The 22,726-nt window shown below is 66.7% G+C and carries 20 protein-coding genes; 14 read left to right on the forward strand and 6 right to left on the reverse strand.

Annotated elements, in window-relative coordinates:
- The first annotated feature begins 42 nt into the window (after positions 1–42).
- Positions 43–1,716, forward strand: a complete 1,674-nt coding sequence (locus DNX69_RS17945; RefSeq protein WP_110787278.1) for an isovaleryl-CoA dehydrogenase — start codon at positions 43–45, stop codon at positions 1,714–1,716.
- Between the two features lie 153 nt (positions 1,717–1,869).
- Here DNX69_RS17945 and DNX69_RS17950 read toward each other — a convergent pair whose 3' ends face one another.
- Both DNX69_RS17950 and DNX69_RS17955 read right to left on the reverse strand, forming a co-directional pair.
- On the reverse strand, positions 1,870–3,210 hold the full coding sequence (locus tag DNX69_RS17950) for a S41 family peptidase (protein WP_110787279.1): 1,341 nt from the start codon (positions 3,208–3,210) through the stop codon (positions 1,870–1,872).
- Positions 3,211–3,373: 163 nt separating this feature from the next.
- Positions 3,374–6,175 carry a [protein-PII] uridylyltransferase gene (locus DNX69_RS17955; protein WP_110787280.1) on the reverse strand — a complete coding sequence of 934 codons (2,802 nt, stop codon included), beginning with the start codon at positions 6,173–6,175 and terminating at the stop codon, positions 3,374–3,376.
- Positions 6,176–6,398: 223 nt separating this feature from the next.
- Here DNX69_RS17955 and argJ point away from each other — a divergent pair, with 223 nt between their 5' ends.
- Both argJ and DNX69_RS17965 read left to right on the forward strand, forming a co-directional pair.
- Positions 6,399–7,640 carry a bifunctional glutamate N-acetyltransferase/amino-acid acetyltransferase ArgJ gene (argJ, locus tag DNX69_RS17960; protein WP_110787281.1) on the forward strand — a complete coding sequence of 414 codons (1,242 nt, stop codon included), beginning with the start codon at positions 6,399–6,401 and terminating at the stop codon, positions 7,638–7,640.
- 184 nt (positions 7,641–7,824) lie between these two features.
- Positions 7,825–8,226, forward strand: coding sequence for a (deoxy)nucleoside triphosphate pyrophosphohydrolase (locus DNX69_RS17965; RefSeq protein ID WP_110787282.1), 402 nt, complete (start codon positions 7,825–7,827; stop codon positions 8,224–8,226).
- Between the two features lie 102 nt (positions 8,227–8,328).
- Here the strand turns inward: DNX69_RS17965 and DNX69_RS17970 are convergent, their stop codons facing one another.
- Positions 8,329–9,159 carry a methyltransferase domain-containing protein gene (locus DNX69_RS17970; RefSeq protein WP_110787283.1) on the reverse strand — a complete coding sequence of 277 codons (831 nt, stop codon included), beginning with the start codon at positions 9,157–9,159 and terminating at the stop codon, positions 8,329–8,331.
- A 29-nt stretch (positions 9,160–9,188) separates the two neighbouring features.
- Positions 9,189–9,491: a hypothetical protein gene (locus DNX69_RS17975; protein ID WP_110787284.1), complete on the reverse strand. Its 303-nt coding sequence runs from the start codon at positions 9,489–9,491 to the stop codon at positions 9,189–9,191.
- A gap of 147 nt (positions 9,492–9,638) precedes the next feature.
- Between DNX69_RS17975 and DNX69_RS17980 the strand changes: the two genes are divergently transcribed.
- From DNX69_RS17980 to DNX69_RS18000, 5 genes are all read left to right on the forward strand, one after another.
- A complete protein-coding gene (locus tag DNX69_RS17980) occupies positions 9,639–10,397 on the forward strand; it encodes a ComF family protein (RefSeq protein WP_110787693.1) in 759 nt (252 codons plus the stop codon).
- 42 nt (positions 10,398–10,439) lie between these two features.
- Positions 10,440–10,715, forward strand: a complete 276-nt coding sequence (grxC, locus tag DNX69_RS17985; RefSeq protein WP_110787285.1) for a glutaredoxin 3 — start codon at positions 10,440–10,442, stop codon at positions 10,713–10,715.
- Positions 10,712–11,587 (forward strand): carbon-nitrogen hydrolase family protein, encoded by an 876-nt coding sequence (locus DNX69_RS17990; protein ID WP_110787286.1) that lies wholly within the window; start codon positions 10,712–10,714, stop codon positions 11,585–11,587. The genes grxC and DNX69_RS17990 overlap by 4 nt, the downstream gene beginning before the upstream one ends.
- Entirely contained in the window at positions 11,584–12,078 is a 495-nt protein-coding gene (locus tag DNX69_RS17995; RefSeq protein WP_110787287.1) for a DUF1178 family protein, read from the forward strand. The genes DNX69_RS17990 and DNX69_RS17995 overlap by 4 nt, the downstream gene beginning before the upstream one ends.
- A gap of 179 nt (positions 12,079–12,257) precedes the next feature.
- Positions 12,258–12,695: an EamA family transporter gene (locus tag DNX69_RS18000; protein WP_110787288.1), complete on the forward strand. Its 438-nt coding sequence runs from the start codon at positions 12,258–12,260 to the stop codon at positions 12,693–12,695.
- Here DNX69_RS18000 and DNX69_RS18005 read toward each other — a convergent pair whose 3' ends face one another.
- The gene (locus DNX69_RS18005) at positions 12,696–13,595 is read right to left on the reverse strand and encodes an EamA family transporter (protein ID WP_110787289.1); all 900 of its coding nucleotides are present in this window, start codon (positions 13,593–13,595) and stop codon (positions 12,696–12,698) included. It abuts the gene before it with no gap.
- A 163-nt stretch (positions 13,596–13,758) separates the two neighbouring features.
- Here DNX69_RS18005 and DNX69_RS18010 point away from each other — a divergent pair, with 163 nt between their 5' ends.
- On the forward strand, positions 13,759–14,580 hold the full coding sequence (locus DNX69_RS18010; protein WP_110787290.1) for an MBL fold metallo-hydrolase: 822 nt from the start codon (positions 13,759–13,761) through the stop codon (positions 14,578–14,580).
- A 105-nt stretch (positions 14,581–14,685) separates the two neighbouring features.
- Here DNX69_RS18010 and ubiG read toward each other — a convergent pair whose 3' ends face one another.
- Positions 14,686–15,447, reverse strand: coding sequence for a bifunctional 2-polyprenyl-6-hydroxyphenol methylase/3-demethylubiquinol 3-O-methyltransferase UbiG (ubiG, locus tag DNX69_RS18015; RefSeq protein ID WP_110787291.1), 762 nt, complete (start codon positions 15,445–15,447; stop codon positions 14,686–14,688).
- Between the two features lie 209 nt (positions 15,448–15,656).
- Between ubiG and DNX69_RS18020 the strand changes: the two genes are divergently transcribed.
- The 5 genes from DNX69_RS18020 (at position 15,657) to DNX69_RS18040 (ending at position 22,675) form a co-directional block, all read left to right on the forward strand.
- On the forward strand, positions 15,657–16,910 hold the full coding sequence (locus tag DNX69_RS18020; protein WP_110787292.1) for an aspartate kinase: 1,254 nt from the start codon (positions 15,657–15,659) through the stop codon (positions 16,908–16,910).
- Between the two features lie 336 nt (positions 16,911–17,246).
- Positions 17,247–19,514, forward strand: a complete 2,268-nt coding sequence (gene ptsP / locus DNX69_RS18025) for a phosphoenolpyruvate--protein phosphotransferase (protein WP_110787293.1) — start codon at positions 17,247–17,249, stop codon at positions 19,512–19,514.
- A gap of 53 nt (positions 19,515–19,567) precedes the next feature.
- Positions 19,568–20,653 (forward strand): peptide chain release factor 1, encoded by a 1,086-nt coding sequence (prfA, locus tag DNX69_RS18030; RefSeq protein WP_110787294.1) that lies wholly within the window; start codon positions 19,568–19,570, stop codon positions 20,651–20,653.
- Positions 20,650–21,519: a peptide chain release factor N(5)-glutamine methyltransferase gene (gene prmC, locus DNX69_RS18035; RefSeq protein WP_110787295.1), complete on the forward strand. Its 870-nt coding sequence runs from the start codon at positions 20,650–20,652 to the stop codon at positions 21,517–21,519. Before prfA ends, prmC begins: the two co-directional genes overlap by 4 nt.
- A gap of 451 nt (positions 21,520–21,970) precedes the next feature.
- Complete coding sequence (locus tag DNX69_RS18040) at positions 21,971–22,675, forward strand: DUF4167 domain-containing protein (RefSeq protein ID WP_110787296.1); 705 nt, start codon at positions 21,971–21,973, stop codon at positions 22,673–22,675.
- The last annotated feature ends 51 nt before the right edge of the window (positions 22,676–22,726 follow it).

The following is a 22,726-nucleotide window of genomic DNA, read 5'->3' on the forward strand; positions in this document are numbered from 1 at the left end:
ACCATCGCAAGCGCCAGAGGCGCCGCTTCCGGGAGATCTGAAATGCTCAACGCCGCAACGACCACCGCCGACGCCTACGGCGCCGTCACCCACGAGGTGATCAACCAACCGGTCGAACTCGCCGACTACAATCTGTTCAGCGCCGACCGGCCACTGGTCGAGGCGGTGACGCGCGAGGGCGCCGAATGGGCCGCCAACGACATCGCCGATTTCGGCGCCCGGATCGGCGCCGCCGAGTATCTCGAGCTCGGCGCGCTCGCCAACCGGCACCTGCCGGAATTCGACACCCACGACCGCTACGGCCGCCGCACCGATCTGGTGCGCTTCCACCCCGCCTATCACCGCCTGATGCAGACTTCGATCGAGCAGGGCTTGCATTCCTCGCCGTGGACCGATCCGCGCAAGGGCGCGCATGTCGCCCGCGCCGCGCGGTTCTATCTGCACAGCCAGATCGAGGCCGGCCACGGTTGCCCGATCAGCATGACGTTCGCGGCGGTGCCGTGCATCAGCCTGCAACCCGACGTCGCCAAACAGTGGCTGCCGAAGATTCTGGCGCGCAGCTACGATGCGCGCAACGTGCCGGCCGAGCAGAAGCAGGGCATCACCATCGGCATGGCGATGACCGAGAAGCAGGGCGGCTCGGACGTTCGCGCCAACACCACCCGGGCGATCCCGATCGGCCCCGGCGGTCCAGGCGGCGAATACGAGCTGCTCGGCCACAAATTCTTCGTCTCGGCGCCGATGTGCGACGCCTTCCTGGTGCTGGCGCAGGCGCCGGGCGGGCTGTCGTGCTTCCTGGTGCCGCGCTGGAAACCGGACGGCACCAAGAACCCGCTGCAGGTGCTGCGGCTGAAAAAGAAGATGGGCAATGCCTCCAACGCCTCCAGCGAGACCGAGCTGCGCGGCGCGCTCGGCTGGATGATCGGGCCGGAAGGCCGCGGCGTCGCCACCATCATCGAGATGGTGGCGATGACCAGGTTCGACTGCATGATCGGTTCGTCGGCGATCATGCGGGCGGCGCTGTCACAGGCGATCGATCATTGCCGGCAGCGCGCTGCGTTCGGCCGGCTGCTGATCGAGCAGCCGATCATGCAGAACGTGCTGGCGGACCTTGCGCTCGAGACCGAAGCGGCGCTGGCGTTGACGATGCGGATCGCCCGCGCGCTCGATCATCGTACCGATGAGCACGAGGCGCATCTGATCCGCATCGGGTCGGCGATCGGCAAATACTGGATCTGCAAGCGCACGCCGGGCGTCACCGCGGAGGCGATGGAGTGCATCGGCGGCTCCGGCGTGATGGAAGACGGGCCGATGCCGCGTCACTTCCGCGAAAGCCCGGTCAACGCAATCTGGGAAGGTTCGGGCAACGTGCAGTGCCTAGACGTGCTGCGGGCGATGACCCGGACGCCGGAAACGCTCGAGGCGTATTTCGCCGAGGTGGAGCAGGCCAAGGGCGCCGACGTGACGTTCGATCAGCACATTGCGGCGCTGAAGGACGACATGCGCGATGCGTCGGACTTCGAGGAGCGCGCTCGGGATCTCGTCGACCGTCTCGCGACCGGGCTGCAGGCCAGCGTGCTGCTCCGGCACGCGCCGGAAGATGTCGCCGAAGCGTATTGCGCATCACGGCTGGGGCAGCGCGGCGCGCATCATTACGGTGCGCTGCCCAAGGGTGTGAACTTCGCCGCGATCATCGACCGCGCTCGGCCGCGGTGACCATTCCGGTTATGAGCGGCCTCGAATTCGAGCCATCGTGCCGCGCGCTTGTCGCGGACTTGAAGAGCTAGGTCGGATCAAAACGTCGATGCCCGGCGCAAGGCCGGGCATCTTGTGTGTATCAGGCGGACCGCAGCGCTTGCGCGCTGTTCGTTACTTCGACGCGGCGTCCTTCTTCAGCACCAGCGCCAGCGCGGCGTTGAGCTGGGCGTCTTCGGGCTTGCCGATCAGGTCGGCCTTGATCGGCGCCGATGTCGCGGCCTTGATCTTGTCGTCGGCGGGCTCGCCGGGCTTCGGCACCGGCTTGTCGGCAGTGGCGTCCGGCTTGCCGAGCTTGCCCGGATTGGCGATCGCGCCGTGCAGCGCGCTTTCGCGGATCAACGGGCCGCCGCTGATCTGCTGATCCTTGGGCGCTTCCTGGATCACGTCCGGCACGATGCCTTCGTCCTGGATCGAACGGCCGGCCGGCGTGTAGTACAGCGCCGTGGTCAGCCGCACCGCGCCGTGGCCCTTGATCGGGATCACGGTCTGCACCGAGCCCTTGCCGAAGCTGGTGGTGCCCATCACGGTGGCGCGTTTGCGGTCCTGCAGCGCGCCGGCGACGATCTCCGAAGCCGACGCCGAGGCGCCGTTGATCAGCACCACCACCGGCACGCCGGGCAGCTTGTCGCCGCGCGACGGCGCCGAGAACACCCGCTGATCGTCGGATTGACGGCCGCGGATCGACACCACGGTGCCGCCGTTGAGCAGGTCGCCGGCGACCGAGACCGCGGCGTTGAGCAGCCCGCCCGGGTCGTTGCGCAGGTCGATCACCAGCCCCTTGAGGCCGCCGTCCTTGGCGTCGCCCTTCAGTTTGGCGAGCGCGGCGGTGAAGCCCTCGGCGGTGTCCTGGCCGAACTGGCTGATGCGGATATAGCCGACGCCGTCCGGTTTCATCTCCGACTTCACCGACGCGACCTTGATGATCTCGCGGGTCAGGGTGACGTCGAACGGGTCTTCCTTGCCGCGCAGGATGGTGATGGTGACCTTGGTGCCGGGCGTGCCGCGCAGCATGTCGACGACGTTGCGCAGGCTCATGCCCTGGGTGCTGGCGGTGCCGACCTTGATGATCAGGTCGCCCGGCTCGAGCTTGGCGCGCGCCGCCGGGGTGCCGTCGATCGGCGACACCACCCGCGGAATCCCGCCCTGAGCCGAAATCTGCATGCCGAGGCCGCCGAACTGGCCCGACATGTCAGTCTGCATGTCCTTGAATTCCTTCTCGTCCATGTAGTCCGAATGCGGATCGAGCCGGTTCAGCATGCCCTTCAGCGCATCCTTGGTCAGCTCGTCCGAGGCGATCGGATGGACATAGGCGCGCTGCACCAGCTGGATCACGCCGCCGATCAGGTCGAGGTCCGCGGGCGCGGTTTGCTCGCGCTGCAGCGCGAGCGCGGAGACTACGGGAACCGCGACGATGCCGAGAACGGCAAGGGAGCGAACGACGACTTTGCGCATGGGCGAACTCATGTGAAGGGGCGGATAACGGCCGCCGTGGTGGCGTTGCGGAACCAGAACCGACCGCGGCCGCGATCGGTTCCTGCGAGGAGGACACCGGCGCCCGGATAGGACGCCTGATCAGATACGCGCGAAGCGGGCGCGATCAAGGCACCGCGGCCTTTCACGCGGCCGGCTTTTCGGCGGCGTCGCCGTTGGCGAGAAGGTGCACCAGCGCACGTTTGATCGCCGCCTGCCGGGTCGGGGCGGTGATCTGCGCACCTAACAAATCGGTCACGTAGAACACGTCGCGGGCGCGTTCGCCGAAGGTCGCGACATGCGCCGAGGCGATGTTGAGGTTGAGTTTCGAGATCGCGGTCGTGAGCTGATACAAAAGGCCGGGCCGGTCGAGGCCGCTGACTTCGATCACGGTGTAGCGGTCCGACCAGTTGTTGTTGATCTCGACCTCGGGCTCGACCACGAAGGCGCGCAGCTTGGCTTTGCTGCCGCTGGTGGCGCGGCGCGCCACCGCTTCGGGCAGCCGCAGCTTGCCTTCGAGCACTTCCTCGATGGTGTCGCCGATCCGGGTGGCTCTGCGGCCCTCGTCTTCGTCGCGGTCGTATTCGCGGCTGATCGAGATGGTGTCGAGGGCGCGGCCGTCGGTGGTGGTGTAGATCTGGGCGTCGACGATATTGGCGCCGGCGGACGCGCAGGCGCCCGCGATCACCGACAGCAGCCACGGATGGTCGACGGCGAGGATCGTCAGCTCGGTGACGCCTCTGGCCTCGTCGAAGCCGACATTGATCGCCAGCTTGTGGCCGGCCTGTTCGGAGGCGCGCAGGAAGCGGGCGTGGCGGATCTTGCGCTGCAGATCGACCTTCAGCCAATACGCCGGATAGTGCCGGGCCACATAGGCGTTGAGCTCGGCCTCCGACCATTCGGTGAAGGCGGCGCGGAATTCGGCCTGGGCGGCGCGAATCCGCTCGGCGCGGTTCACTTCCGAGAAGCCGCCGGTCAGCACCGGCTCGGTCTCGTAGTACAAGGTTCGGATCAGCTGCGCCTTCCAGCCGTTCCACACCCCCGGCCCGACGCCGCGGATGTCGGCGGTGGTGAGGATGGTGAGCAGTTTCATCTGCTCGACGGTCTCCACCACCGCGGCGAAGTTCTCGATGGTCTTGCGGTCGGACAGATCGCGCGACTGCGCCACGGTGGACATGACGAGATGCTGCTCGATCAGCCACGCCACCAGCTCGGTGTCGGCGGCGCTGAAGCCGAACCGCGGGCACAGCCGGCGCGCCACCTTGGCGCCGGCGGTGGAGTGATCCTCAGGCTGGCCCTTGGCGATGTCGTGCAGCAGCACCGCGACATACAGCACGGCGCGGTGATCGGGCCGGATCTTGCGCATCAGCTCGGACGACAGGATGAACTCGTCGTTGCCGCCGCGCTCGATCTCCTGGACGTTACCGACGCAGCGGATCAGATGCTCGTCCACCGTGTAGCTGTGATACATGTTGAACTGCATCATCGACACGATGCGGCCGAAGGCGCGGATGAAGCGGCCGAGCACGCCGGTCTCGTTCATCCGCCGCAGCACCGGCTCGGCGTTGTCGGACGTGAGAATCTCGATGAACAGCCGGTTGGCTTCGGGATCGTCGCGAAGCTGCGGCGTGATCAGCGACAGCGACCGCGTCACGATCCGCATCGCATCCGGATGGAACGCGAGACTGTTCTTCTGCGCCAGCCGGAAGATCCGAATGAGATTGACCGGATCGTGCTTGAACACGTCCGGCACCGCCAGGTTGATGCGGTTGTTGTCGATGACGAAGTCGTCGCTCTCCGGCACCCGTCGGCGCTTGGCGGCGGGTCGCAGCCGCGCCATCATCCGGGTCAGCGCCGGCGCTGCCTTGGCCTGCTGGTCCTCCAGCTTGGCGCACAGGATCGCGGTCAGGTTGCCGACTTCCTTGGCGATCAGGAAGTAGTGCTTCATGAAACGCTCGACGTCCTGCATCCCCGGATGCGAGGTGTAGCCGAGCCGGACCCCGATCTCGCGCTGCAGGTCGAACGACAGCCGGTCTTCGGGGCGCTTGGTCACGAAGTGGATGTTGCAGCGGACCGACCAGAGGAAGTCTTCGCAGCGCCGGAAGGTGCGCAGCTCGGCCGGGTCGAATACGCCGCGTTCCGACAGCTCGCTGGTCTCGCGCACTCGGTAGACGTATTTGGCGATCCAGAACAGCGTGTGCAGGTCGCGCAGGCCGCCTTTGCCGTCCTTGACGTTGGGCTCGACCAGATAGCGCGATTGGCCTGAGCGGCGGTGGCGCTCCTCGCGCTCGGCCAGCTTGGCGGCGACGAATTCGGCCGCGGTGCCCTCGACCACTTCCTTGTCGAACCGCTCGACCAGCTCGGCGTACAGCGCCTCGTCGCCGGCCAGAAACCGCGTCTCCAGGATCGCGGTGCGGATCGTCATGTCGGCGCGGGCCTGGCGGATGCACTCGTCGACCGAGCGGGTGGCGTGGCCGACCTTCAGGCCGACGTCCCACAAGCAGTACAGGATGACTTCGGCGACTTGTTCGCCCCAGGCGGTCTGCTTGTAGGGCAGGATGAACAGTAGATCGATGTCGCTCTCCGGCGCCATCAGGCCACGGCCATAGCCGCCGGTCGCCACCACTGTCATCCGTTCCGAGCTCGACGGCGTCGGACTGTTGTAGAGGTATTCGGTTGCGGCGCTGAAGAGGAGCCGGATGATCGCGTCCTGGACGAAGCACAGCCGCTCGGCGCAGCGCCGGCCGTGGCGGTCGCGTAGCAGCTGCGCCTCGGCCTCGGTGCGGGCCTTGGCGAGTTCCGCCTTCATCAGCATCGCCAGCGCGGTGCGGAATGCGGCGTCGTTGCCGGCGTGCTTCTCGGCGAGCGTGGCGATCTCGGCTGAGACCCGGGCGCTGTCGAAGCGCTCGTCGGCGGCGGGGCGGGAAGGTGACACGACTTTGTCCATGGCTATTTCCGGATATCGGACGGCACCGCTGCTGTCACGGAATTCCGCGTGCGGGTGACTGCGGAGGCGACGCCGGCCCGAGCCAGCATAGGCGCCCGCAACGGATTGTGACGATGGGATTTTCGTCAGATTCGGCGAATTCTCCTTCTCATCGTCGCGAGCTTGTGAGAGAGGGGAACGCCGCTCCCGCGCCGGCGGGGGTACAACCTGCCGAAAGCGCACGATGTCCAGCAAAGTCTCCCCGCTCGCTCCCACCGATGTCCCCGCCATGCCGATGATCGCCGGCGTGCGCCTCGCGACCGCCGCGGCCGGCATCCGCTACAAGGGCCGCACCGACGTGCTGCTGGTCGAAATGGAGCAGGGCACCACCGTCGCCGGGGTGTTCACCACCTCGAAATGCGCCTCGGCGCCGGTTGAATGGTGCCGCGATAAGCTCAAGGGCGGCAGCGCCCGGGCGCTGGTGGTCAACTCCGGCAATGCCAACGCGTTCACTGGCAAGTCCGGCAAGCAGGCCACCACGCTGACCGCGCAGCTCGCCGCCAAGGCGATCGGCTGCAAGCCGGCCGAAGTATTCCTGGCCTCGACCGGGGTGATCGGCGAGCCGCTCGATGCCACCAAGTTCGACGGCGTGCTCGACGCGCTGGCGCTCGACGCCGGCCCCGACGGCTGGATGGACGCCGCCCAGGCGATCATGACCACCGACACCTTCCCGAAGGTCGCGACCGCCACCGTCAAGCTCGGCAAGGCCAAGGTGACGATCAACGGCATGGCCAAGGGCGCCGGCATGATCGCGCCCGACATGGCGACGATGCTGTCGTTCATCTTCACCGACGCGCCGCTGTCGGCGTCGTGCCTGCAGGCGCTGCTCAAGGCCGGCGTCACCGATACCTTCAACGCCGTCACCATCGACGGCGACACTTCGACCTCCGATACGCTGCTCGCCTTTGCGACCGGTGCGGCGGCCGAGAACGGTGCGCCGAAGATTTCGCGCGCCTCGGACCCGCGGCTGAAGGCCTTCGTCAAGGCGTTCAACGCCGTGCTGGCGGATCTGTCCGAACAGGTGGCGCGCGACGGCGAAGGCGCCCGCAAGCTGGTCGAGATCATCGTCGAGGGCGCCAAGACCAAGCTCTCGGCGCGCAAGATCGCGCTGTCGATCGCCAATTCGCCGCTGGTGAAGACCGCGATCGCCGGCGAGGACGCCAATTGGGGCCGGGTGGTGATGGCGGTCGGCAAGGCCGGCGAGCCGGCCGATCGCGACAAGCTGTCGATCTCGTTCAACGGCATCCGCGTCGCCAAGGCCGGCGCGCGCGATCCGTCGTACAACGAGAAGGAGGTTTCGGCGCAGATGAAGAAGCCGCAAATCCAGATCAAGGTCGCGCTCGGTCTCGGCAAGGGTCGCGACCGCGTGCTGACCTGCGACCTGACCAAGGAATATGTCGCGATCAATGGCGATTACCGGTCGTGAATTCGGTCGTGAGTAGCACGGCGCTATTTCCTTGTAGGCCGTCATCGCCCGCGCATGCGGGCGACCCAGTACGCCGTGCCGCTCGTGGTTTTTCGCAAGCGCTCTGGAATACTGGATGCCCCGCCTTCGCGGGGCATGACGTCGTTAGTGGGAAAGTCGCCGTGCGTCCCATCGGGGGCGCGGCATGAACCTCCTGCTCGTCGTCGCCGTGGCGTTGATCGATGCCGACAACCGCGTGCTGATCGCACAGCGGCCGAAGCACAAGCAGCTCGGCGGGCTGTGGGAGTTTCCCGGCGGCAAGCTCGATCCCGGCGAGCGTCCCGAAGCGGCGCTGATCCGCGAGCTCGACGAGGAGCTCGGCATCACCGTGAAGGAAGCCTGCCTGGCGCCGCTGACCTTCGCCAGCCATGCCTACGAAGACTTTCACCTGCTGATGCCGCTGTATGTGTGCCGGCGCTGGGAAGGCCTGGTGATGCCGCGCGAGGGCCAGGAGCTCGCCTGGGTCCGCGCCAACAAACTCCGCGACTACCCGATGCCGCCGGCCGATATTCCGCTGATCCCGCCGCTGATCGAACTGCTGATGTGAGGCACCGCCTCCACGTCATTGCGAGCGCAGCGAAGCAATCCAGCCTCCGTGCACTGAGCTGGATTGCTTCGTCGGCTTCGCCTCCTCGCAATGACGCCGGAACTACTTCGGCAGACTTCCCCTGACCGCCTGTTCCAGACTCGCTTTCGCTGAACCCGGCTTCAGCGGTTGCTGCTGGCTTTCGTGGGGAGACCAGCCGGACAGCCAGACGATCTCGAAGGTGGCGCGGATACGGCCGTCGGGGTCGCTGAAGCGGTCGGCGTAGATTTGCGCCATCCGGGTCAGCGTGGCGCGGCGCAGCGGCGTCTTGCGGCGCTCGACCAGCAGATTGGTCGCGCCCATCCGTCGCAGATCCTGCATCAACGCGAACGCATGGTCGTAGCGCACCACGACGCGGTCGACGTCGGTGACCGGCAGCGCGAAGCCGGCGCGTTGCAGCAGCGCGCCGAGATCGCGCAAATCCGCCGCCGGCGCGACGCGCGGCGACACCCCGCCTTCGATCTCGGCTTCGGCTTCGGCGAAGGCCTGGCGCAGCTCGGTCAGCGTATCGCCGCCGGTCAGCGCCGCCAGCAGCAGGCCGTCGGGCTTCAGCGCGCGGCGGACCTGCGCCAGCACGCCGGGCAGGTCGTTGGCGAATTGCAGCGCCAGTGCCGAGACCACAAGGTCGAGCGAGCCCGGCGCGACCGGCAGCGCTTCGCTACCCGTCGGGTCGATCGCGATCGGCGTGCAATTTGCAAACCGCGGCAAATTCAGCCCGCCGGGCGTCCACAGGTCGGCGACACGGGTGAAGTCGCGCAGCACCGCGTGCAGCCGCTCGTCCATTTCGTCGATGACGCGGTCGAGCAGGAAGCTGGCGGGGCCGAGCGCCGCGGCGCGTCGCAGCCGCGCCGTCAGCAGGCGGCGATCGAACAGGATCGGCGTGGAACCGTTCATGGCAGATTCGAAATTGTCCGGAGGCGCGATCAGTTCAGCTTCGACGCCGCGGAAGATGGCCCTTCCTGCGAGGCTTCGAACATCTTCAGCACCGCATCCAGCGCATTGCGCAAGTGCTGCGCGCCGGCCTGGCTGCAGCGCAGCCGGGCGGTGGTGACGAATTTCACCTCGACCGAGCCGTCGGCCAGCGGGTTCAGCGTCCGCGCCGCGAGTTCGACCTCGACACCGTTGGCGATCACCCCATGCGCCGGGGCGATATCGAAATACAGATGCGGCGCGGTCGGAATATCCAGATAGGTGATGTCGACGGACTTGTCGGTAGGCTCGGACACGGCGATCTCCCGCAGAAGGACTGGCGATGTTGTGCGCCTTTTTCGTCGCCGGCACTACCCGGTTCTCGGACTTGACGGTTGTGTCGGTGGCGTTAATTTCTCGCAATGCGTGTAGAATTGGCCGAGCTGGCGCCACGCAGCGCCGCCATGGTGAGCCGCCTCCGCCTGATCTGGCGTCGTGCCGCCGGGGCCGCGCTCGATCTGGCGCTGCCGACGCTGTGCGTCGCCTGCCGCGAGCCGGTCGCAGGCGATGGGCTGTGCGCGGCGTGCTGGGCGCAACTATCGTTCATCGCCCCGCCTTATTGCGACAAGCTCGGGATCCCGTTCGTCTACGATCCAGGGCCGGGGATGCTGTCGATGCAGGCGATCGCCGATCCTCCGGCTTACGCGCGCTCGCGCGCCGCGGTGCGTTACGACGAGATCGCCAAGGCGCTGGTGCATGGCCTCAAGTTCCACGACCGCACCGATCTGGCGCCGACGATGGGGCGCTGGATGGCGCATGCCGGGCAGAAGCTGCTCGCGGATGCCGACCTGTTGGTGCCGGTGCCGCTGCATTGGCGCCGCGGTTTCTCGCGCCGCTACAACCAGTCGGGCGTGCTGGCGCAAATGATCGGCCGGCAGGCTGGGCTGCCGGTCGCGGTCGAGGCGTTGCAGCGGGTGCGGCCGACCGCGCATCAGGTCGGGCTGTCGCGCAGCGAGCGCGCCGCCAATGTGCAGGGCGCCTTCAAGGTTCCGAAACATCGCAAGGCCGAGATCCAAGGCCGGCGAATCGTCCTGATCGACGATGTGCTGACCTCGGGCGCCACTGTCGATGCCTGTGCCCGGGCGCTGCTCCGGGCGCGGGTGGCCTCGGTCGACGTGCTGGTCTTCGCGCGGGTTGTCGATACCTTGAAATCTCCCATATAATCCGCTCCTTGCGCCTGTCCTCGGCAACGAAACGGAGCTTGAATGCCCGCTGCGATCGAAATCTTCACCCGCCCCGGCTGCGGCTATTGCAGCGCCGCCAAGTCGCTCCTCAACCGCAAGAAGGCGGCGTTCACCGAATACGACGTCTATGTCGATCCGGGCTATCGGGTGAAGATGGACGAGCGTGCCGGCCCCGGCGCGACCTATCCGCAGATCTTCATCGGCGATTATCACGTCGGCGGCTGTGACGATCTCTATGCGCTCGATCGCGAGGGCAAGCTCGACGCGCTGCTCGCCGGCGAGAAGGCGGCGTCATGACCGCGGTGAGGCCGTTCAATGCCGCCCTGGTGCAGATGCGCAGCGGACTCACCCCCGAGCCCAATCTCGAACAGGGCATCCGGCTGATCCGCGAGGCGGTGAAGGCCGGCGCCGACTACGTGCTCACCCCCGAGGTGAGCAACATGATGCAGCTCAATCGCGAAGCGCTGTTTGCGCAGCTCGCCGAGCAGGACGACGATCTGTCGCTTAAGGCGTATCGCGAGCTGGCGCGCGAACTGAGCATCCATCTGCACATCGGCTCGCTGGCGCTGCGCGCCTCGCCGGAGCGCGCGGTCAACCGCTCGTTCCTGATCGATCCGGACGGCGCGATCCTGGCGAGCTACGACAAGATCCACATGTTCGACATCGATCTCGGCAATGGCGAGAGCTACCGGGAGTCGGCGAACTACCAGCCGGGCGAGACCGCGGTGATCGCCGATCTGCCGTGGGGCCGGCTCGGGCTGACGATCTGCTACGACGTGCGCTTTCCGGCGCTGTACCGGGCGCTGGCGGAGGCCGGCGCGTCGTTCCTGGCAGTGCCGGCTGCGTTCACCAAGCCGACCGGCGAGGCGCATTGGCACGTTCTGCTGCGCGCCCGCGCGATCGAGAACGGCTGCTTCGTCTTCGCCGCGGCGCAAGGCGGCCTGCACGAGAACAAGCGCGAAACCTTCGGCCACTCGCTGATCATCGACCCGTGGGGCAAGGTGCTGGCCGAAGGCGGCATCGAGCCCGGCTTCATCATGGCGCGGATCGATCCGACCGAGGTGACGAAAGCGCGCGGCAAGATTCCCTCGCTGCAGCACGGCCGCCGCTTCACCGTCGCCGATCCGAACGCCGGCCCGGGCCATCTGCATCTGGTTAGGCCGTCATGATCCGCTACAGCCTGCGCTGCGACAAAGGCCATCTGTTCGAGAGCTGGTTTCAGAGCTCGTCGGCCTACGAGTCCCAGGTTCGGCGCAAGCTGGTGAGTTGCCCGCGCTGCGACTCGGTGAAGATCGAAAAGGCGATCATGGCGCCGCAGATCGTCGGCAAGAAGGGCCGCGGCCGCGCGCCAGAACCGGCCGCCGCCGAACCCGCCGCGACCAGCGTCCCGGCCGAGACCGCGTCCGCCGATGCGCCGACGCCGCTGCTGATGGCGCAGGAGCGCGAGCTGCGCGCCAAGCTGAAGGAATTGCGCGACCACATCGTCAAGACCGCCGACAATGTCGGCGAGCGCTTCCCCGATCAGGCGCGCGCGATGCACTACGGCGATATCGAGCACCGCCCGATCTACGGCGAGGCCTCGCCGGCCGAAGCCAAGGCGCTGATCGACGAAGGCATCGAAGTGGCGCCGCTGCCGGTGCTGCCGGACGATCGGAATTGATGCGTGAGCCGCCAAGGACCAACTCTCTCATTCGTCATTCCGGGGCGCCGCGAAGCGGCGAGCCCGGAATCCATACTCGCCGTTAGGGGTTATGGATTCCGGGCCTGCGCGCCAAGGCGCGCATCCCGGAATGACGAGCGAGAGGTTTGATCGGCTGGCAGTCGGCAGCGGTCTTGCCCATGAACCCCGACACCCTTCTCTCCTGGCAATTCTGGGCGGTGCTGTCGGCGGTGTTCGCGGCGCTGACGGCGATCTTCGCCAAGATCGGCGTCGCCGATATCGACTCCAATCTCGCTACTTTCATCCGGACGGTGGTGGTGCTGGTAGCACTCGGCGGGCTGTTGGCGGCGACCGGAAAGCTAGTCACCGACGGGCCGATCAGCGGCAAGACCTGGCTGTTCCTGATCTTGTCCGGGCTATGCACCGGGGCATCGTGGCTGTGCTACTTCCGGGCGCTCAAGCTCGGCCCCGCCAGCCTGGTGGCGCCGATCGACAAGCTCAGCGTGGTGCTTGTCGTGCTGTTCGGCGTGTTGTTTCTCGGCGAGCGGCCGTCCGGCACCGAGTGGATCGGGATCGCGCTGATCGCCGCCGGCGCCGTGATCATCGCGCTGAAGTAATCACACCGCGACCAGCAGCGCGACGCCGAGCACGATCAGGACGATGCCGAGGATCTCGCGCAGCGCCACCGGCTGCTTGAACGAGTAGTAGGCCACGGCCTGCGCGAACAGCACCTCGATCAGCGCCAGGGTGCGGACATTGGCGGCGGCGGTGAGCGCGAACGCCAGGAACCAGAACTGCGACGCTGCGGCGCCGACGAAACCGGCCAACATCGACGGCTGCCACAGCCTCAGGATGTCGCGCAGCACCTGCGGCGCCCGCGCCAAGAGATAGACGGTCAGCACCAGGGTCTGCACGCCGAGCGCAAGCACCAGCGTGAACGTCGCGGCGGTGACGAAGGTCACGTCCGGCACCACGATGATCGCGCCGCGAAACCCGACCGCCGACAGCGCGAAGGCTGCCGCCGCGCTCAGACCGAGCAGCGTCGGCCGCAGGCTGACGAGGCCGCGGGCGGCACCCGGCCGCAGTGCGGTGACCACCACGCCGACAGTGGCGATCAGGATCGCCACCACCTTCCACAGGTTCAGATGATCGCCGAGGAACACGAAGCCGAAGATCGCGGTCTGGATCGCCTCGGTCTTCAGATAGGCGGTGGTGACCACGAACGAGCGTTCGTTCATCGCCGCCAGCATCATGCCGGTGGCGGCGATCTGCGACAGCGCGCCGAGCAGCAGCCACGGCCAGAACTCGAGGCCCGGCGACGGCATCGCATCGCCGGTCGCCACCATCACGCCGGCGAAGAACAGCAGCGAGAACGGGAAGCCGAACAGAAAGCGGATGTTGGTGGCGCCCCAGGTGCCGAGCGGTCCGGTCAGCGAACGCTGCATTGCGTTGCGCGCGACCTGACCGAGCGCAGCGACGAGCGTGAAGGGAATCCAGAGTGAGGCGACGGTGAACATGGCACAGGTGGCAGGAGGGACGCCGCACCCTCGGCGATCCGGTTAGCCGCGGTCAACCGGAACAGGGTCATGCCTGCATTGCGGGGCGCCGGTTTGCCGCTACACTTTGCCGGCGGTCTGCCGGATGATCGCGGGAAACCGGCCGGCCAGGGAGGATCGCACGATGCGGACCTTGTGGTGGATCGTCGCCGTGCTGGCCGCGGCGCTGGGGCCTGCCGGCGCGGCTGCGGCGCAGGACGGCTTCCGCGGCAGCGAATGTCTGGCGATGGCGAATGCGACGCCGCGGGCGACGCCGGTCAGCTTGCGCCGGACTGCTGTGGCCGATCAGGTGACGATCAGCTATCGCGGCCACTCGACCTACACGATCGAAACGCCGGGCGGCGTGATGATCGCGACCGATTACAGCGGCAGCTACGACACCGGCCGGGTGCCCGACGTCGTCACCATGAATCGGGCGCACTCGACCCACTACACGCTGGCCCCCGATCCGGCCATCGCCCATGTGCTGCACGGCTGGGGTGACAACGGCGAGGCGGCGAACATCCGCCTGCGGGTCGGCGACGTGCTGATCCGCAACGTGCCCACCGACATCCGCCGCTTCCGCTTCGACGACGGTTCCGGCGGCATGATCAAGGACGGCAATTCGATCTTCATCTTCGAGGTCGCCGGGCTTTGCATCGGCCATCTCGGCCATCTGCACACCACGCTCGACGACAGCCACATCGCTGCGATCGGCCGGCTCGACATCGTGATGGTGCCGATCGACGGCAGCTACACGCTGTCGCTCGAAGGCATGTCGGAAATCACCCGGCGCCTGCGCGCCTCGGTGGTGCTGCCGATGCACCGCTTCATGACGCCGCTGGATGATTTCATGCTGCGGATCGGCGCGTCCTTCACGGTCGATCAGCGCAGCGAACGCAGCTTGCGCATCTCGCGCGACACCCTGCCGGCGAAGCCGACGGTGATCATCTTGAAGGGTGTGTGAGCATTGGAGGGTGGGTCAGGCGCGTAGCGCCGTAACCCGCCATCTTCGGATCGCGGTGTGGAATTGGTGGGTTACGCGCTGCGCGCTAACCCACCTTACGGATTTCTACGGCACCGGCTCGGCGACCATCATGTAGTTCACGTCCATGTCGGGCGACAGCTTCCAGCGGTCGGCGAGCGGATTGAACACGAGGCCAGACTGTTCGGTGACGGTGAGCTTGAGCCGGTTCAGATGCTGCTCCAGCTCGGCCGGGGTGACGAACTTGTCCCATTGATGGGTGCCGCGCGGCAGCCAGCGCATCACATACTCGGCGCCGACGATGGCGAGCGCGAAGCTCTTCCAATTGCGGTTCAGCGTCGCCACCACCATGATCCCGGTCGGCTTTACCAGCGCGGCGCAGCGCGCCAGAAACGCGCCGACGTCGGTGACGTGCTCGATCACCTCCATCGCCAGCACGATGTCGAACCGCTCACGCGGGTCGATCTCCTCGACCATGATGTTGCGGTAGTCGATTGCCAGATGCGACTTGTCGGCGTGCAGCTTGGCGGCCGCGATGTTGGTGGCGGAGGGGTCGATCCCGATCACCTGGGCGCCGAGCCGGGTGAACGGCTCGCAGAGCAGGCCGGCGCCGCAGCCGATGTCCAGCATCCGCAGCCCCTCGAGGCAGCTCAGGCTCTTGGCGTTACGCTCGAATTTCCGGCAGGCGGCGTCGCGGATGAAGCTGATCCGCAAGGGATTGATCCGGTGCAGCGGGGCCATCTTGCCGGTCGGGTCCCACCACTCGGCCGACAGTTTGGAGAATTTCGCGATCTCGGCCGGATCGACGGTCGATGCCGGAGCGCCGGGGGTGTCGGGTTGCAGTGCCATGGGGTGCGCGGTGCTCCTCAACGTCGGTGCCAGTATGTCTGTGCCTGTCCGTCCCGGCAAACGTCCGGAGCGGGCCTGCGCTTGTTCGGCGGCCGCAATGCCGTTGCTTGCCCGAAACCGCGGCGCTGTGTATGACGCGCCACGCGGCTGCCGACTGGCGGATTCCGCGTCATCCATATCCGTTGTCTGCAAGGATTGCACTATTCGTCATGGGCCGGCTGGTGATGAAATTCGGCGGCACGTCCGTCGCCAATATCGAGCGCATCCAGAACGTCGCGCGCCATGTCAAACGCGAGGTCGATGCCGGCCATGAGGTCGCCGTGGTGGTGTCGGCGATGTCCGGCAAGACCAACGAGCTGGTGGCCTGGTGCACCGAAGCCTCGTCGTTGCACGACGCGCGCGAATACGATGCGGTGGTGGCGTCCGGCGAGCAGGTGACGTCCGGCCTTCTTGCAATTGCGCTGCAGTCGCTGGGTATTCAGTCCCGGTCCTGGCAGGGCTGGCAGATCCCGATCCGCACCAGCGACGCCCATGCGTCGGCCCGCATCGTCGAGATCGACGGCAGCGACATCATCAAGCGCTTCACCGAGCGCAAGGAAGTGGCGGTGATCGCCGGTTTCCAGGGCATCCACGCCGAAACGGGCCGGATCACCACGCTCGGCCGCGGCGGCTCCGACACCTCGGCGGTGGCGATCGCGGCGGCGCTGAAGGCCGACCGCTGCGACATCTACACCGACGTCGACGGCGTCTACACCACCGATCCGCGGGTGGTTCCGAAGGCGCGCCGGCTCGACAAAGTCTCGTTCGAAGAAATGCTGGAACTGGCCTCGCTCGGCGCCAAGGTGCTGCAGGTCCGCTCGGTCGAGCTCGGCATGGTGCACAACATGCCGATCTTCGTCCGTTCCAGTTTCGACAAGCCCGAAGATATCGATCCGCACGGCACGCCGCCGGGCACGCTGATCAGCAGCGAGGAGGACTCCATGGAGAACCACGTCGTCACCGGCATCGCCTTTTCCAAGGACGAGGCGCAAATCTCGGTGCGCCGGATCGAGGACAAGCCGGGCGTGGCGGCGTCGATCTTCGGGCCGCTGGCGGATGCCAACATCAATGTCGACATGATCGTGCAGAACGTCTCCGAAGACGGCAAGACCACCGACCTGACCTTCACGGTGCCGGCCTCCGACTTCGCCCGCGCCAAGCAGACCATCACCTCGGCGCAGGACAAGATTGGCTACGCCCGGTTCGACAGCGAGACCGACGTCGCCAAGGTGTCGGTGATCGGCTCGGGCATGCGCAGCCATGCCGGCGTCGCCGCCCAGGCGTTCACGGCGCTTGCCGCGCGCAACATCAATATCCGCGCGATCACCACCTCGGAGATCAAGTTCTCGGTGCTGATCGATGCCGCCTATACCGAGCTGGCGGTGCGCACCCTGCATACGCTCTATGGACTGGATCAAGTTTAGAACAATTTTTCGGTGATTTAAGAGCGCGCCCGGCTGCGATTGCCGGGTGCGGCTGGCAGGCGTTTTGCTTGGCAAATCAAGCGTCAATTCGCTATACGGCCTGAACGGCGCGGCGCGCTGACAGGCCGGTTGGCAAAGCCGGTGATGTTGCGTTGCGAAGGCACGGCGACGGTTTTCCGCGCGTCATGTCCCGCCGTTCGTTCGTGTGCGCGTGAGCGCTGGGGCCGACGTGCTCGGCCGCGGCCGGACCTGTGCCGGACGGTGATTGTCTTTAGAGCTTTTCCGCTGGTGTCGGTGCGCGCCGGAGGGCAAAGCTCGCAGAGGAGATTGCGACCCATGCGGAGCACGTCGGGCGGCCCCCGCGTCTTGCTGAGACGGCTCCGCGAAACCATGGCGGAGCAAGTCTCCGCGCAGGAACGCCTCGACAAGATCGTGGTGCTGATCGCGGCCAACATGGTCGCCGAAGTGTGCTCGGTCTATGTGCTGCGGATCGACAACACCCTCGAACTCTACGCCACCGAAGGTCTGAACCGCGAGGCGGTGCACCACACCGTGCTGAACGCGCACGAAGGTCTGGTCGGTCTGGTCGCCTCGGAAGCGACGCCGCTGAACCTGTCGGACGCACAGAGCCATCCGGCGTTCTCGTTCCGCCCGGAAACCGGCGAAGAAATCTACCACTCCTTCCTGGGCGTGCCGATCCTGCGCGCCGGCAATACGCTCGGCGTACTGGTGGTGCAGAACCGCGCCAAGCGCACTTATGTCGAGGAAGAGGTCGAGGCGCTGCAGACCACCGCGATGGTGCTCGCTGAGATGATCGCCTCGGGCGAATTGTCGGCGCTGGCCCAGCCCGGTGCCGAGCCTGCAGCGCGGCATTCGATCCACAAGACCGGCGCGGTGCTGTCAGACGGTATCGCGCTTGGCCACGTCGTGCTGCACGAGCCGCGCGTCGTCATCACCAATTACATCGCCGAAGACCTGCCGAAAGAAATCAAGCGGCTCGACACGGCGCTGACCAAACTGCGCTCCGATCTCGACCGGATGCTGGAGCGCGGCGATTTCGCCGAAGGCGGCGAACACCGCGACGTGCTCGAAGCCTACCGGATGTTCGCCAATGACCACGGCTGGTCGCACAAGCTGCACGAGGCGGTCGCCACCGGCCTCACCGCCGAAGCCGCGGTCGAGCGCGTGCAGTCCGACACCCGCGCCCGCATGCTGCGCTCGACCGATCCTTATTTGCGGGACCGGCTGCACGACCTTGAAGATCTCGGCCATCGCCTGATGCGTCAGCTCGTCGGCCAGGATCATGCGCCCTCGCGTGACGAACTGCCCGACAATGCCATCCTGATCGCGCGTTCGATGGGGCCCGCGGCGCTGCTCGATTACGATCGCAAGCGGTTGCGCGGCTTGGTGCTGGAGGAAGGCACCGCCAATTCCCACGTTTCGATCGTGGCGCGGGCGCTGGGCATCGCTGCGGTCGGCGAGGTGCCGAACGCGCCGGGAATCGCCGATCCCGGCGACGCCATCATCGTCGACGCCACCTCGGGTTCGATCTATGTGCGCCCCTCGGCGGAGATCGAATCGGCCTATGCAGAGCGGGTGCGATTCCGCGCCCGGCGCCAGGCGCAATATTCGGCGCTGCGTGATCTGCCTTGCGTCACCAAGGACGGCCAGCCGATCGACCTGATGATCAATGCCGGCCTGACCATCGATCTGCCGCATATCGAAGACACCGGCTCGTCGGGCATCGGCCTGTTCCGCACCGAGCTGCAGTTCATGGTCGGGCAGAGCCTGCCGCGCTCGTCCGATCAGCTCGCGCTGTATCGCGCCGTGCTCGACGCCGCCGGCAGCAAGCCCGTCACCTTCCGCACTCTCGACATCGGCGGCGACAAGGCGCTGCCCTATATGGAGACGGTGGTCGAAGAGAATCCGGCGCTGGGCTGGCGCGCGATCCGGCTCGGGCTCGACCGGCCCGGCCTGTTGCGCAGCCAGATCCGGGCGATGCTGCGCGCCGCTGCGGGTCGTTACCTGCGGGTGATGTTCCCGATGATCTCGGAGGTGGCCGAATTCGATGCCGCCAAGAGCATCATCGAGCGCGAGCTGACTTATCTGCGCCAGCACGGCCACACCCTGCCGGAGCGGGTCGATGTCGGCACCATGCTGGAAGTGCCGGCGCTGCTGTATCAGCTCGACGAGCTGTTCAAGCGCGCCGACTTCGTCTCGGTCGGCTCCAACGATTTGTTCCAGTTCCTGTTCGCGGTCGATCGCGGCAATTCGAAAGTGTCGGAGCGGTTCGACACCTTGTCGGCGCCGATCCTGCGGGCGCTGCGCGACATCGTCCGCAAGGCGCGGGCGGCGAAGCGTTCGCTGTCGCTGTGCGGCGAGATGGCGTCGCAGCCGCTGGCGGCGCTGGCGCTGATCGCGATCGGCTATCGCTCGCTGTCGGTGTCGGCGCTGGCGCACGGCCCGGTCAAGGCGATGATCCTCGGCCTCGACCTCGCCAAGGCCGAGGCGATGATCGGTCCGCTGCTCGACGCGCCGGCCGGCAGCGTTTCGATTCGCGACAAGCTGACCGAATTCGCCGAAGCGCATCAGCTCGCTTTGTAGCGACGCGGCCGTCCGCCGCTCCGTCGTCTTTCTGCGTTTATCCGAGATCGTCCATGTCCACATTGCCCGAAGCCAAGCTCGACGTCCTCCTCGCGCATCATGCCGCGCTCGAAGCGCAGTTGATGGCGCAGGTCGGCGCCGAGGATTACGTCCGCATCACCCGAGAATTGTCGGAGCTCAATCCGCTGGTCGAAGCGGTGAAGAGCTATCGCCAGGTCCGCGACGAGCTCGGCGAGATGGACGAACTGCTCGAAGATCCCGCGACCGAACCGGAGATGCGGGCGATGGCCGAGGCCGAGCGCGACGCGCTCGACGCCCACCGCGACGAACTGATTCAGCAGATCCGCATCGCGCTGCTGCCGAAGGACGCGATGGACGAGCGCAACGTGATGCTGGAAATCCGCGCCGGCACCGGCGGCGACGAGGCCTCGCTGTTCGCCGGCGACCTGTTCCGGATGTACGAGAAGTTCGCTGCGCTGCAGGGCTGGAGCGTCGAAGTGATTTCGGCGAGCGAAGGCACGGTCGGCGGCTTCAAGGAGATCATCGCCGAGGTGAAGGGCCGCGGCGCGTTCGCCAAGCTGAAATTCGAATCCGGCGTCCACCGCGTGCAGCGCGTGCCCGACACCGAAACGCAGGGCCGCATTCATACGTCGGCGGCGACCGTCGCGGTGCTGCCCGAGGTTCAAGAGGTCGACGTCGACATCAAGCCGGACGATCTGAAGATCGACACCATGCGGGCGCAGGGCGCCGGCGGTCAGCACGTCAACAAGACCGAATCGGCGATCCGCATCACCCATCTGCCGACCGGCATCGTGGTGATGATGCAGGACAGCCGGTCGCAGCATAAGAACCGCGCGTCGGCGATGAATATTCTGCGGTCGCGGATCTACGACGCCGAACAGCAGCGGCTCGACGCGGCCCGGTCCGCCGAGCGCAAGGCCAAGGTCGGCTCCGGCGACCGCTCCGAACGCATCCGCACCTACAACTTCCCGCAAGGTCGCGTCACCGATCACCGGATCAATCTGACGCTGTACAAGCTGCCGCAAGTGATCGCCGGCGAAGCGCTCGGCGAACTGATCGACGCCCTCACCACCGAGCACCAGGCCGCACAGCTCGCCGAGCAGGGCAACGCCGCGTGAGCGAGGCGCCGACGATTGCCTCCGCGCGTCGTCGTCTCGCCCGGCAGTTTCAGGATGCGGCGATCGAATCGGCCGCGCTCGACGCCCGGCTATTGGTCGGCGAGGTCACCGGGCTCGATCTCACCGGTCTGCTTGTTCAGGCCGAGCGGGTCCTGACCGCTGCGGAGAACGAGCGACTGCAGGCATTCGCGGCGCGGCGGCTCGGCGGCGAGCCGGTGGCGCGTATTCTCGGTGTTGGCGAATTCTGGGGGCTGCCGTTCGAACTCTCCGCCGACACGCTGGTGCCTCGGCCCGATACTGAAACGATCGTCGAGGCTGCGCTCGCGTTCCTCGAAGAGCGATCCCTACGCGCGCCGCGGATCCTCGATATCGGTACCGGAAGCGGTGCGATCCTGCTGGCGTTGTTGCACGAATTACCAGGCGCGGCCGGCGTCGCCACCGATATCAGCCTCGGTGCGCTCCGCGTTGCGCGCTGCAATGCGAGGCGGCTCGGGCTTGCTGATCGCGCCGCGTTCGTCGCCTGCGACTACACCTCGGCGTTGCACGGCCCGTTCGACCTGATCGTCTCCAATCCTCCCTATATTCCAGGTAGCGAGATTGCGACGCTCGACCGCGAGGTGCGCGAGCACGATCCGCGCCGGGCGCTGGACGGCGGGGCCGACGGGCTCGACGCCTACCGGAAAATTATCCCCGAATCGGTCCGGCTACTGCAACCAGACGGCGCCTTGGTGGTTGAGATCGGACAGGGGCAGGAGGACGACGTCAGCGCCCTGATGCGGACCTCGGGATTATCCCTATCCGACCCGCTCCGGACTGATTTGTCAGGGATTTTCCGGGCCGTCACCGGGCGTCTCGCAGTGCACTGATGTCGGAACAAATTGCAAAAAACCGCTTGGAATATCGACCGAGAGCGACTACGTTCCGCTCCAGATATCGGTAAGAGTGGCTGGCCCCGCGGTGCGGAGTGGGGCATGTTGATCTCGATGAGAGCCCCTGACCGAATAGGTTCCACACGGCGGCTTCGATTAAGCGCGATAGGCTGGGACAGCCGCGCAGCTTTCAGCCGCGGAGCGCACGAAAGCCTGACGACTCACGCTTGAAGAACTCACGCGAGATGAGCTGAGCCCCTTAGCACGGGCTCGATGAATTGATCCGGCCGGCGGTGCGACGGCCGCCGGATTTGGAGAACGCGTCTTTGTTGAGCGCGACACACGGCATTAGCGATTCGAGACTGATGGGCTGTTCGGACGGGCGTGGCCAGACCTGCGCGTAGCGCAGCCATGCCTTGCAAAATGGGGTTCGGTAAGAAGGTAGGACATGAGAAACGGGCAGAACAACAAGCGGCTGCGCAATCGTAACAACGGCGGCAACAACAATAACAACAACCGGCGCGGCCAGAATCCGATGACCCGGGTGTTCGAGTCGAACGGTCCCGATATCAAGATTCGCGGGACCGCCTCGCACATTGCCGAGAAATACGTTCAGCTCGCCCGCGATGCCCGCTCTTCGGGTGACCCGGTAGCGGCCGAGAATTATTATCAGCACGCTGAGCACTACTTCCGTCTGATCGCGGCCGCCCAGGAGCAATTCCGGCAGAACCAACCGCCGCCGCGGATCGACAACGACACGCTGGATAACAACGACGACGGCGAGGACGGTGAGTTCTCCAATTTCGGCGCCGAGCCCGGCCTGGTGCCGGCGCAGCAGCAGCCGCAGCCGTACCAGCAGCGCGAGCAGCCGCAGCCCTACCAGCCGCGCGAACAGCCGCAGCCGCGCGAGCATCGCCCGCAGCCGCAATTCGTGCCGCGCGAGCAGCCGCAGCCGGTGGCCGAAGGGGTCGATCGCCTGCCGTCCTTCATCACCGGCCCGCAGCCGGCGCTCGGTCCCAACGCATTCGAAGCCAATGGCGGCGGCGGTGAGCGCTTCCCGCCGCGCCGTCGGCGCCGTCCGCGCGGCGAACCCGCCGCGGCCCAGGCCGCCGCCCCGGCTCCGTCGGGTGAGGATGCCGGCGCCGGCGATTGATTTCGCCGCGGCCTCTCGAGCAGGGTATTCCGATCAGACGAGGCCGCGCCG

It is taken from the genome of Rhodopseudomonas palustris, from assembly GCF_003226555.1.
Lineage (GTDB): Bacteria > Pseudomonadota > Alphaproteobacteria > Rhizobiales > Xanthobacteraceae > Rhodopseudomonas > Rhodopseudomonas palustris_I.

Excerpts from the sequence above, each read along its gene's own strand:
- DNX69_RS18010 (WP_110787290.1), top strand. The coding sequence starts at position 13,759 with ATGCGGACCTTGTGGTGGATCGTCGCCGTGCTGGCCGCGGCGCTGGGG.
- DNX69_RS17955 (WP_110787280.1), bottom strand. The coding sequence starts at position 6,175 with ATGGACAAAGTCGTGTCACCTTCCCGCCCCGCCGCCGACGAGCGCTTC.
- DNX69_RS17980 (WP_110787693.1), top strand. The coding sequence starts at position 9,639 with ATGGTGAGCCGCCTCCGCCTGATCTGGCGTCGTGCCGCCGGGGCCGCG.
- grxC (WP_110787285.1), top strand. The coding sequence starts at position 10,440 with ATGCCCGCTGCGATCGAAATCTTCACCCGCCCCGGCTGCGGCTATTGC.
- DNX69_RS18020 (WP_110787292.1), top strand. The coding sequence starts at position 15,657 with ATGGGCCGGCTGGTGATGAAATTCGGCGGCACGTCCGTCGCCAATATC.
- DNX69_RS17945 (WP_110787278.1), top strand. The coding sequence starts at position 43 with ATGCTCAACGCCGCAACGACCACCGCCGACGCCTACGGCGCCGTCACC.
- DNX69_RS17965 (WP_110787282.1), top strand. The coding sequence starts at position 7,825 with ATGAACCTCCTGCTCGTCGTCGCCGTGGCGTTGATCGATGCCGACAAC.
- prfA (WP_110787294.1), top strand. The coding sequence starts at position 19,568 with ATGTCCACATTGCCCGAAGCCAAGCTCGACGTCCTCCTCGCGCATCAT.
- DNX69_RS18005 (WP_110787289.1), bottom strand. The coding sequence starts at position 13,595 with ATGTTCACCGTCGCCTCACTCTGGATTCCCTTCACGCTCGTCGCTGCG.
- DNX69_RS17970 (WP_110787283.1), bottom strand. The coding sequence starts at position 9,159 with ATGAACGGTTCCACGCCGATCCTGTTCGATCGCCGCCTGCTGACGGCG.
- ptsP (WP_110787293.1), top strand. The coding sequence starts at position 17,247 with ATGCGGAGCACGTCGGGCGGCCCCCGCGTCTTGCTGAGACGGCTCCGC.
- argJ (WP_110787281.1), top strand. The coding sequence starts at position 6,399 with ATGTCCAGCAAAGTCTCCCCGCTCGCTCCCACCGATGTCCCCGCCATG.
- DNX69_RS18000 (WP_110787288.1), top strand. The coding sequence starts at position 12,258 with ATGAACCCCGACACCCTTCTCTCCTGGCAATTCTGGGCGGTGCTGTCG.
- DNX69_RS18040 (WP_110787296.1), top strand. The coding sequence starts at position 21,971 with ATGAGAAACGGGCAGAACAACAAGCGGCTGCGCAATCGTAACAACGGC.
- DNX69_RS17990 (WP_110787286.1), top strand. The coding sequence starts at position 10,712 with ATGACCGCGGTGAGGCCGTTCAATGCCGCCCTGGTGCAGATGCGCAGC.
- DNX69_RS17995 (WP_110787287.1), top strand. The coding sequence starts at position 11,584 with ATGATCCGCTACAGCCTGCGCTGCGACAAAGGCCATCTGTTCGAGAGC.
- DNX69_RS17950 (WP_110787279.1), bottom strand. The coding sequence starts at position 3,210 with ATGCGCAAAGTCGTCGTTCGCTCCCTTGCCGTTCTCGGCATCGTCGCG.
- ubiG (WP_110787291.1), bottom strand. The coding sequence starts at position 15,447 with ATGGCACTGCAACCCGACACCCCCGGCGCTCCGGCATCGACCGTCGAT.